Below are 11,683 nucleotides of genomic sequence, written 5' to 3'. Positions count from 1 at the left end.
GCTCTAAACTCTATTGGGCAATGTTTATTGTGTAAAAATATGATATATTTGCGACAAATTAAATGGCCTCGTAGTTCAACTGGATAGAATATCAGATTTCGGCTCTGATGGTTGGGGGTTCGAACCCCTCCGAGGTCACTTTTTAATCAAATATGTCTTTATCTCACTCATATTTGATATTTCTGAGAAAACCACTCTAGCTACAATATTCTGCAAATCATACCGTTATTCTGCAAAAATTTATTTAACCACATTATGAAAAATTCTGTTTTTGGTATCTTATTGTTCACGGTAACGCTAAATGCTTTATCTCAAAATTCTGTTTTAACTACAGGTAATTGGTATAAAATTAACACTACAAGTAATGGTGTTTATAAAATATCGTATACAGATTTGCAGAGTTATGGCATAAATCCTTCAGGAATTGACCCAAGAAACATAAAACTGTTTGGAAACGGTAATGGCATGTTGCCCGAAGCGAACAATGCTCCAAAAACAAACGACTTACAAGAAATTGCAATTAAAATAATTGGTGAAAACGATGGCGTATTTGATCCATCAGATTATATTTTGTTTTATGGGCAATCACCCGATAAATGGAATTTCGATAACACCACTCAAACTTATTCTCATAAAAAAAATATATACACCAATAACGTCAGCTATTTTATAACCGTTGGAAGTACAAATGGAAAAAGAATCGTCAACCAAAACTCATCTTCATCTACAATTACTCATACAACTGACAAATTCGACATGTTAATTTTTCATGAGTTGGACAGCATTAATCTTATTCAATCTGGTAGAAAATGGTTGGGAGAAGTAATCGACAATCCATTAAATTTTACTTATAACCTTCCTAATGTCGATTTAAGTGCTTTAGCCAATTTAAGTGTTTTTGGAACAGCTCGTTCATCATCTTCAAGTCAAATTAATGTTGTTGTTGACGGCAACACTTCCTCTCTTAATATTAACTCAATTGTTGCAAGTTGTTACTCATGTAAATATGCTAATGAAGGAACAACCTCAATAAATTTTATCCCAAGTTCAACAACTATTTCAATTGATTTATCTTATACAAAACCCAATTCTACTTCAGTTGCCTGGCTCGATTACTTTGAATTGATTACTCGAAACAATTTATCAAAAAACAATAATCAATTATTATTTAGAGATAAAAATTCTGTTGGAAATGGAAATATTACCAAATTCCAAATCGGCAACACCTTGTCGTCAGATATTATTTGGGAAATATCCAACCAGAACAATGTGGTTGAACAAAACAAAACATTTAACGCAGGTATAACCGAATTTATTCTAAACACAGACTCTTTAAAAGAATTTGTTGTGTTTGATTTGTCTAATTTGTTAATTCCAACTTTCGAAGGACAAGTTCCAAACCAAAATTTACATGGGATTTCAGCTCCAGACATGGTTATTGTTACGCATCCAAACTTTATAGCTGCAGCAAATTCACTTGCAAATTTTCACCTCACAAATGATGGATTAACTACCGAAATAGTTACAACTGAACAAGTGTACAACGAATTTTCATCTGGTGTTCAAGATATCACTGCCATTAACGATTTTATGGAATATCTGTATCATCAGCCTAGTTCATCATTAAAGTATTTGTTATTGTTTGGTGATGCCAGTTACGATTATAAAAATAGGATTAATCCAAACACCAATTTTGTTCCATCATATCAAACCAAAAACTCTCTTGATGTTATTGGCTCAATAGTTTCTGATGATTACTATGCTTTGCTAGATTCAAATGAAGGGACGTGGGCTGGAACAGAGTTTTTAGATATTGCTGTTGGTAGATTGCCAGTAAAAACAACACAAGAAGCAACCGATGTGGTAAATAAAATAATCTATTACAAAACAAATTTAAGCTCGTTTGGTAATTGGCGGAAAACCCTCACATTTATTGGTGATGACGAAGATGGTAATAATCATATGGCACAAACCGATTATCTTACAAAGATTGTAGATACCACTTCTTGTGAGTCTTTGATCGAGAAGATTTATTTTGATGAATATCAACAAGTCGTAATTGGAACTCAACAAAGCTATCCAGAAGTTGAGCAAAAAATTGTAAATTCATTTAGAAGAGGCTCTTTAATTATTAACTATACTGGGCATGGTGGAAATTCAGTGTTAGCTCATGAAAATGTATTTAATGCAAGTTCAATCGACACATTAAATAACACCAACTATCCATTAATGATTTTAGCATCAAGTGAATCTAGCCGATTTGACGAGCCTAGTTTTACTTCTCTAGGCGAGAAATTTTTATTAACCCCAAACGCAGGTAGTATTGCAACATTTGCTACAACTCGGCTATCTTTTTCAAGCCCAAATTTTGCGTTAAATCAAAGTGTATACAATACTATTTTTGATAAGATAAACGGAAAACATCAAACTTTAGGCGAAGTTTTTCGAAAAGTAAAAAATCTTAATGCCACAAACTCTAACAATAGAAATTTCACCTTATTAGGAGACCCAGCTCTTACATTAAATTTTCCAGAATTTGTAATTAATGCCATTCATCCTGATACCCTATCATCAAACACTTCTAATTTTATTACAGGACAAATTGAAGATGAGAACGGAGCTATTCAAACATGGTTTAATGGTAATTTAATTGTATTTGTTCAAGGTAAAAAGGACACGATAATAACACTAGCAAATGATGGAGGTGCTCCTTTTACGTTCTATGATAGAAGAGATACAGTTATTTATGATACTGTTTCGGTTATTAATGGGTTGTTTAATTACAATTTAAACCTCACCAACGCACAACAACATATTGTAGGCGATGCTATAATTAACTACTATGCTTTTAATGCTAATGCTGATGCTACAGGCTGTAAAGACAATGTTTTTGTTAACGATATTTTAGCTGGAATTAATGCCGTTAAAGCAACAGAAGTTAATGCTACTGTTTTCCCAAATCCAAGCTCAGGTAAGGTGTCTATTTCTTTTAGAGAAGAAGAAAATGAAACTTATCATTTTAGCATATATAACAATGTTGGTCAGTTAGTTTTTGAAGAAAAATTATCGACAAACAACACCTTTACATTCTCTGTTGAAAACTTTAAAAATGGTATATATTTTTACCAATTGTCAAACAATACAAACAAGTTAACGTCTGGCAAACTGGTTGTGCAACACTAATTTTGTAAGTCTGTATCAAACTATGTTATAGTTTGATACAGACTTGTATTACTTAATCAATGTTACTTTACCTTGCATGGTGTGTAATTTTCCAGTAAAATCTTTTAATCTGATGTCGTACACAAACACATCTTGCTGAACAATTTCATTACCATTTTTATCCTTACCATTCCAACCCCTTTGTAAATCGTTGGTTTCAAATATTTTTTCTCCCCAACGGTTAAATATTTTCATGCTGAATTCTTTTATTTCTTCTCCAACTGCAGTAAACACCTCATTTAACCCATCATTATCTGGAGTAAAAGCATTTGGAATATAAAAATTGTAAGCTGGGTCAACTTTTACCTCTTTTACTAATGTATCTGCACAATTAAAATTATTGTTGGTAATTAAAGTAATGTCATAGTTTCCTTTATCTTGATAAGTATGAACAGGTTCTATTTCTATTGATGTTTCTCCATCTCCAAAACTCCATCGGTATGATGTGGTGTTTGATGAACTGTTATAAAAATAAAGTGTTGCATTATTTGTGGTAATATCTTCGTTTGGAGAAAAATCAAAACTTGCTGTAGCAACAGGATTAACAATTGCATTAATTGTTGTTGTAGATAATTCTGTACATCCAAAAGGATTGGTTACCACTAACATTACCGTATATGTTCCTGATTGACTGTAGGCTTTCGTAGGTGTTTCTGTTGTAGAGAAGGTATTGTCACCAAAATTCCAATTGTAAGTTGCCCCTGTAGGATTACTAAAATTGTTTTGAAAGTTAAACCCAACCTCTCCACAACCAATTCCATTTTGTGGAGTTAACGCCACTTCTGGTAATGGATTTACTTGAACAGTGATATCATCTGCAAGTGTGTTTCCACAATTGTCAGTAACGGTTATCATATAATTTGTGGTTGTATTTGGAGTTATAGCGGGAGGGATTAACGCCGTTCCCAAACCATTGTTCCAATTAAATGTATAGGTACCCACCCCTGCTTTAAAGGTGGCAAAAATTTCAGCCGTTTCACCTTCACAAATTTCATCATCTCCAAAAACATTTAACTGAGCTAAATTAATATCATTAACTGTAATGTTATGATTGATTGTTGGACCTTGACAACCATTTGCATCAATACTATAAACTTGATACGATGTATTTACATTGGTAGAAATGGTATTTGTAGAAGTTGTAACTCCATTGCTCCAATGGTAAGTAATGTTTCCTGTACCACCAGTTGAATTAGCAGTTAATACAACGCTTTCATTAGGACAAACCATTGAACTACCCATAATTGTTGTGGTAATAGCTTGGGGTTGTGTTATAATACTATTTAGCGTTGTTTGACAACCATTAGCATCTGTAACATTTAACGAATAATTACCTTGACTTAAATTAGCTATACTAGCCGTTGAAGCTCCATTACTCCATTGGTAACTATACGGCGCTGTTCCGCCCTGAGAATTGGTTGTAATTGCACCATTCGTTAATCCATAACAAGTAATATTGATTTGATTGGTAATTGAAGAACTTAACTGTACAGGTTCGATAATGGTATAATTAGAAGTTTGACTACATCCATTAGCATCAGTAACTGTCAAATTGTAATTTCCTGTATTTAGATTGGATAAGTTACTCGTTGAAGCGCCATTACTCCATTGGTATTGATAGGGTTGAGTTCCTCCAATAGTAGCAAGAGATATTGAACCATTAGCTAATCCGTTGCACGTTATATTTTGCAAATTATTTAAATTAATTTGTAACAAATTGGGTTGAGAAATGGTTGTTGTATTGTTTGTTGTGCATCCATTTGCATCAGTAATAGTAACATTATATGTATTTGCGGATAAGTTATTTATAGTAGCTGTGTTAGCTCCATTACTCCATTGATAAGTATATGGTGCTGTTCCTCCTGATGGAGTTGCAGTAATTTGTCCGTTTGTACCTCCAAAACAATTAACTTGATTTGAATTAATTCTTGAGCTCAACGGTGCTGAAGGTTGAGCTATAGTTGTTGAAATTGTGGCTAAACACCCATTTCCATCAGTAACATTTAAAGCATAAGAACCTTGACCTACATTATTAAGATTAGCTGTATTTGCTCCATTATTCCATTGGTAAGTGTAAGGTAAAGTTCCGCCTGTTGTATTAGTTGTTATACTTCCGTTTAATAATCCATAACACGAAACATTGTTCTGATTGCTAATGGTTAAATTTAAGGCAGTAGGTTCACTTATTGTATAGGTTGAATTTTGACTACATCCATTAGCATCCGTAACCATTAAATTATAAGTACCTGCACCTAAATTATTTTGAGATGATGAATTTGGCAATACCCCATTGTTCCAATTAAAATTGTAAGGAATAGTCCCTCCTGTTGCGTTTACAGTTAAACTACCATTTGTAAATCCATTACAAGTTACTTGTTGTTGATTGGCTAAAGTAATCGACAATTGGTTTGGTTGAGTAATAGTAACCTCATCGGTTGCCGCACATCCGTTGTTATCGGTAACCGTAACAATATAACTGTTTGCTGTTAAACCTGTGGCTGTTGCTGTAGTTTGAATTGGCGCTACGTTCCAACTATATGAATAAGGCATAGTACCGCCTGTTGCAACAACATTGGTAGTACCATTGTTTCCACCAAAACAACTTACGTTTGTTCCACTAGAAACCAATGATATTGGTGTTTGCGGCTGTGTTAATGTTACAGAACCATTAGACACGCAACCGTTAGCAGTAGTAACCGTAACTTGGTATGTTCCTGCAGTTAAATTTTGAATGGTTTGAGTAGTTGTTCCGTTCGACCACAAATAAGTATAAGGTTGTTGACCACCATTTGCATTCACTGTTGCTGTACCGTTTGATCCATTAAAACAAGAAACATTAGTACTTAACATATTGATATTACCTGGAGCAGCTCCGCTACCTATGGTTACATTTTGAGAAGCTGTACATCCCGAAGCATCGGTAACATTTACCGTATAAACACCTGCTTGTAAGCCGTTGGCATTTGCGTTATTCCCTCCATTTGGTAACCATTGATATGTATAAGGAGGGACTCCGTTTAAAACAGAAACCGTAGCCGAACCATTTGAAGCACCACAATTTGCAGATGAAGACGTTGTACTAATATTTAATGCATTAACCGTTATACAAAACGAATAGACTTGCACTCCATTTAATGGACAATTATTATCACGAACAGTAGCTGTAAAACAATGAGGAATTGAACCTGCATCTGCTTGGGTTGGAGTCCAATTAAATGTAGCTGTTGGTATTTGTTGGTTGTTTGATGTGAAAGTTGCACCAGGAATACCGTTATTCCAAGTTATGGTAACAGTTTGACCAGCGTTTATATCTTGAGCAGGAATAGTAAACGATAAATTTGACCCAACACAAGCCGTTGTAGAAAATTGTCCTGTTCCATTTATACCAGAAACGGTAGGAACATTGTTATTGCACAAAACCGTTCTCAATTGAATATCGCGAACAACACTTCCTACAAAAACTCCATTTCGCCATTCTTCAACGCGAACCGCTAAAACAGTTACTTCAAGCATTGAAGGAGTCATACAAATATCTCCAGTATAAGGGTTAAAAGAAACTGCAGGGCTAGAAATTAATGGTTGAGCAGCTGAATATCCGTTTACATACGTAACCGCTGTTGTTGGACCTGTTGCTGGACTTTGTAATGAATAATACAATGAATCGCCATCAGGTTCGATAACACCATGATTAAAACAAGAGGTTTGTCCAATGCATGGGTAAGAAACTGGAGGAATAGTAAAACTTGGGGAATTATTACACGGGAAATTTAAGTTATTAAGTTGAGCTTGAACATAAATGTTTTCACCTCCTGGGTTATTAATGGTGTTAATAGCGTTGTTTCTACAACATAGTGAAAAACTAAACACCCAATCGGTGCATTGTGCAGCTAAAGTAACAACCGTTGAATATTTATATTCTTGTACTCCCGGATAATTACCGCCATTACATTGGGTAGTGATGGTATTACAAACTTGGGTAACGTCTTGCCCAGTTCCTGCAACACGTGTTAAGGTAACATTTGAATTTTGATTACAAGAAGCTGAAGAAAGATTTACACCAACAGTGTTTGGGGCAGCAACACCAGCACAATCTCTATAGAACGATACATTTATTCTATATTGATTACCGCCAAGGCATTGGTAAGTAATATCAGCACTTTGGGCGTGTGTAGCAAATAAATTGCCACTTAGTAGGGAAAAAGCTAAAATAACTACTAGATACTTTAGCTGAGTGAAATAGGAAATTTGTTTCATCTGTTTAAGTTTTAATGATTATTAAATCTGTCAGATGGAATGCCTGATGTTCAATTTTGATTAACGACCAATTTACTTATCGGCATTTCATGGCTTCAGGTATTTGTAAATAAGGCAAAGAACATTGTTGGTGTAAACCTGTATATTCTTACGGATAAAAATTTAACAAGGTTTCTAAAATGTTGATAAAATATGACAAATCAATATTTATAGTAATAATAATATGAATTATTCAAAATATAGTTTCGATTAAATTTATTTTTGAAAAATAAAAAATTAAATCATTATGCCTTTATTGACAAAATATATAGTCAATCAACCGTGATTTTTTTAACGATAAAATTGGGAATTAACTCTTCCCTTATACAACTATTTTGATAAAAATATACTTTTTGATGTCCAAGAGGAATTGCCTCTATACTTAAGCTTAATTTTTTATAAAGGATTTTATTATATTCTACAATTGGTCCATGTATAGCATCTAAAAATGTATGTACACTATCTGATAAAAAAGTAGAGTAATAATCTAATTTCTTACAATCTCCATAAATTTCTTTTATCATTGAATCCTTATTTTCTTCAAATAAGAATAGACCTTGTCTATATAATGGTTCATTATCATACTGAAAAACAATACCTCTTTTTCTAAAAATCATATCGTCTAAACTCCTTGCTTCTTCAGAAATTTCATAAAGAAAAACTCCCTTAAATATATATGTTGGACAATCTAGTAATTCATTCTTTGAGTAAAAAGAACTTAGAAACAAAATAGTACAAATAGCTGATATCAGAGTTTTCATTATTAACAAAATTAAAAACCTAAATTACACAATCTTAAAATAGAAAAACCCCCATTAATTAAAATGGAGGCTTAAAAGTTAGTAAGTGATGTGGTTTTAAATTACTCTTCTTCTTTTAAAAACGCACTTGCTTGCATCTCACTCATTTCTACTAACCTTATAAATTCGGCTCTGTAGCCATTTTCATCTTTTCCTTTGCTTGCTTTTGCTAACTCTATCACTTGTTTAAAATTGGCATTGGCTTTATGTTTAGAGTTACGCAACAACATTCCAAACTCTGCAACTGCTGCTGAGAACCTAAAATTATCACTCGACTTGCTTAACGAAACCGATTTATCCATTAAATGGTTTACAATTAATTTACTGGTTTCTTCCTCTGGTTTTTTATACCTGAATTTTACCGTTAACAATTCGTCAGAGTTGTTTTTTGGTATTAGTTCCGTTAAATTTTGGTAACGCAATGGGTCGATAGCTGGCGCTGAACCGTTTCCTTTTAAAACTATTTCGTACAAAGCCGTAACCGTATGTCCTGCACCCAATTCGCCGGCATCTTTAGTATCATCATTAAAATCTTCGGAGTTTAATAAACGGTTTTCATAGCCAATTAATTTGTACGATTCTACTTTGTTTGGATTAAATTCCAATTGCAATTTCACATCTTTAGCAATGGTAAAAAGTGTTCCCCCCATTTCAGTAACCAATACTTTTTTAGCTTCTAAAATATTATCGATGTAAGCATAATTACCATTCCCCTTATCGGCAAGCGTTTCCATTTTAGAATCTTTGTAGTTGCCCATTCCAAAACCCAAACATGTTAAATAAACCCCCGTTTTTCTTTTTTCCTCAATCAATCTCGTCATCTCTCCATCGCTACTTGCTCCAATGTTAAAATCGCCATCGGTGGCTAAAATAATTCGATTGTTACCGCCTTTTATAAAGTTATCTTGAGCCACTTTGTATGCCAACTTAATCCCTGCTCCACCAGCTGTTGAACCTCCTGCATTTAAATTGTTTAAGGCTTCTAAAATTTTGTTTTTATCGGCTCCCGATGTTGATGGTAATACCAACCCTGCAGCGCCAGCATAAACAACAATAGCTACTCTATCATCTTCTCTTAAATTATCGATTAAAAGGTTAAACGATTTTTTAAGTAAGGGCAATTTGTTTGGCGAACTCATCGACCCTGAAACATCTAACAAAAAAACCAAGTTACTTGCTGGTAATTCACTCATGTCAATATTTTTACCTTGCAAACCGATGTGTACCAATTTGTTGTTTTTATTCCAAGGGCAATCACTTACTTCGGTAGTAATCGAAAATGGATGCTCGCCTTTTGGTTGAGGATAATCGTAAGTAAAGTAGTTAATCATTTCCTCAATTCTTACTGCATCGGCTGGAGGGTTTTGTCCGCTATTGATAAACCTTCTCATGTTCGAATACGAAGCTGCATCTACATCAATCGAAAACGTAGACAAAGGATTCATCAGTGCATTTTTAAAATCGTTTTCCGTAATTGGACTATAAGCTTCCGTATTAAAATTATCTTGTGAATTATAACTCATGTTCATTACTGAACCACATGCAGCTTTATAATCTTGTGATGTATAGTCCTTTTTTGCTCTTTCCTTTTCTACTGGCATAGGCGATCGCAGAATGGTTTCTTCTGCTTTTGTTTCTAAATTTTTGTGCAACACTGGTTTTTCCAGCTCCACCATTAAAGTTTTAACCTCCGCATTTGCGAAAACGATATTGGTTTTTGTAAATGTTTTGTAGCCAATCATATCAACCGAAATATTATATTTTCCAGCTACAATATCTGTAATCAAAAATTTACCATTAACATCGGTAGTAGCGGTTTTAATTATTTTCCCTTCGGTGGTTTTTATTTTAATATCTGCCGAGGGAATGCTACGTTTAGAAACCTTATCGGTAACCATTCCTTTTAAAGATGCTTTTGTGGTTTGTTGTGCATGAGCTAGATTAATTATACTCATGAAAATAACGCCTAATAGTAGGGTTATCATTTTGGATTTTTTTGTGGCTGTTTTCATTTTATCAATTTTTATGTGAATAGTTCGTTTTTGTTTAATTGATGTGAAGTGAAAACTAATTCCATAAAACCGATTAAATAAATTTTGTCCGTTCGAGTTTTCCGAAGAATCTCGGAAAATATCGAGAACAGAAAAATGTATTTAAGTTTCTTTTCAATACACAAAAACTACTCGAACAGACATTTGCTTAATTTCGAAGTGTGAAAAAAGTAGATTACATCATTGTAGGGCAAGGAATAGCTGGTTCGGTTTTGGCTTATACCTTAATGCAGCACCAACAAAGTGTTTTGGTTGTGGATGAAGAAAAGGAAAATACTTCATCTAAAATAGCTGCTGGCTTATGCAATCCTGTTGTGTTTAAAAGGCTTACCAAAAGTTGGATGGTTGATGAGTTGATGCCAACTGCTTTAGCGTTTTATCAACATCAAGAAAAATTATTACAAAATCAATTTTATTATCCTTTACCCATTTACAAATTGTTTGTTGGCGAAGAAGAAAAGGAATTTTGGCGACAACGATGTAACGAACCGGAAATAATGGATTGGGTTAGTCACAAAGTAGAATTTCCTTTTGACAAAACATTGGTTGATTATCCTTTTGGAGCAGCGAGTACTTTACAATCTGGCTTTCTGCAAACTGCCAAATGGTTAGATGCTTTTAAAACTTATTTGAAAAACAACGATTCATTTTTGGGAGAAAAATTTGATTATAACAACATCACTTTTGAACGTGATGGTATTACTTGGAATAAAATTCAAGCCAAAAAAATCATCTTCTGCGAAGGCTATCAAACCATACACAACCCTTATTTTAATTGGCTATCGTTAAAACTTACTAAAGGTGAAGTTTTAACGGTTGATTTTAAACGTTTGCAATTAAGCTCAGCAATTAACAAAGGTGTTTTTGTTTTACCTTACAGCAACGAATACAAACTCGGGGCTACCTACGATTGGGATCATTTAAACGAAGAAACAACTGAAATAGGCAAAGCCGAATTATTAAAAAAAGCTAGTGCATTTATTAAAGATGAAATTGTAGTAAAATCGCACAAAGCCGGAATTCGCCCCACCGTTTCAGATAGAAGACCGTTATTGGGAATACATCCTAAACATAAACAACTAGCAGTATTTAATGGTATGGGTACTAAAGGAGTAATAATTGCTCCTTATTTTGCTAAAATTCTTGCGAAACACTTGTTAGAAAACAAACCGCTTTCAAAAGAGGTTGACATTAATCGGTTTTATCACTTTTAATTACTCATTCCTTAGAAAGAAGGAATCCAACAAAACTGATGACTACACTATCTAATTCTGCTATATTTTCTGACATTATACTTATGTTATTAAACATGCAAAT

5 protein-coding genes and 1 tRNA gene are annotated in these 11,683 nt (G+C 33.7%); 3 read left to right on the top strand and 3 right to left on the bottom strand.

What is annotated here, in order from left to right; translation table 11 throughout:
- The first annotated feature begins 64 nt into the window (after window positions 1-64).
- Both H6589_07965 and porU read left to right on the top strand, forming a co-directional pair.
- A tRNA-Arg gene (locus tag H6589_07965) sits at window positions 65-138 on the top strand.
- A gap of 117 nt (window positions 139-255) precedes the next feature.
- Window positions 256-3,183 carry a type IX secretion system sortase PorU gene (gene porU, locus H6589_07960; GenBank protein MCB9174529.1) on the top strand — a complete coding sequence of 976 codons (2,928 nt, stop codon included), beginning with the start codon at window positions 256-258 and terminating at the stop codon, window positions 3,181-3,183.
- Between the two features lie 48 nt (window positions 3,184-3,231).
- Here porU and H6589_07955 read toward each other — a convergent pair whose 3' ends face one another.
- From H6589_07955 to H6589_07945, 3 genes are all read right to left on the bottom strand, one after another.
- Window positions 3,232-7,476 carry a gliding motility-associated C-terminal domain-containing protein gene (locus H6589_07955; protein MCB9174528.1) on the bottom strand — a complete coding sequence of 1,415 codons (4,245 nt, stop codon included), beginning with the start codon at window positions 7,474-7,476 and terminating at the stop codon, window positions 3,232-3,234.
- Window positions 7,477-7,787: 311 nt separating this feature from the next.
- The gene (locus H6589_07950) at window positions 7,788-8,276 is read right to left on the bottom strand and encodes a hypothetical protein (protein MCB9174527.1); all 489 of its coding nucleotides are present in this window, start codon (window positions 8,274-8,276) and stop codon (window positions 7,788-7,790) included.
- Window positions 8,277-8,377: 101 nt separating this feature from the next.
- Window positions 8,378-10,300, bottom strand: coding sequence for a von Willebrand factor type A domain-containing protein (locus H6589_07945; protein ID MCB9174526.1), 1,923 nt, complete (start codon window positions 10,298-10,300; stop codon window positions 8,378-8,380).
- A gap of 227 nt (window positions 10,301-10,527) precedes the next feature.
- Here H6589_07945 and H6589_07940 point away from each other — a divergent pair, with 227 nt between their 5' ends.
- A complete protein-coding gene (locus H6589_07940; protein MCB9174525.1) occupies window positions 10,528-11,580 on the top strand; it encodes an FAD-binding oxidoreductase in 1,053 nt (350 codons plus the stop codon).
- Window positions 11,581-11,683 lie beyond the last annotated feature (103 nt).

This window comes from Flavobacteriales bacterium, assembly GCA_020635795.1.
Lineage (GTDB): Bacteria > Bacteroidota > Bacteroidia > Flavobacteriales_E > Vicingaceae > Vicingus.
Note: the sequence above shows the minus strand (reverse complement) of the source record. Positions and strands in the feature narration are given on the sequence as shown.

What these genes read in the sequence shown, in the direction of transcription:
- H6589_07945 (MCB9174526.1), bottom strand. Translation starts at nt 10,300, where the DNA reads ATGATAACCCTACTATTAGGCGTTATTTTCATGAGTATAATTAATCTA.
- H6589_07955 (MCB9174528.1), bottom strand. Translation starts at nt 7,476, where the DNA reads ATGAAACAAATTTCCTATTTCACTCAGCTAAAGTATCTAGTAGTTATT.
- porU (MCB9174529.1), top strand. Translation starts at nt 256, where the DNA reads ATGAAAAATTCTGTTTTTGGTATCTTATTGTTCACGGTAACGCTAAAT.
- H6589_07950 (MCB9174527.1), bottom strand. Translation starts at nt 8,276, where the DNA reads ATGAAAACTCTGATATCAGCTATTTGTACTATTTTGTTTCTAAGTTCT.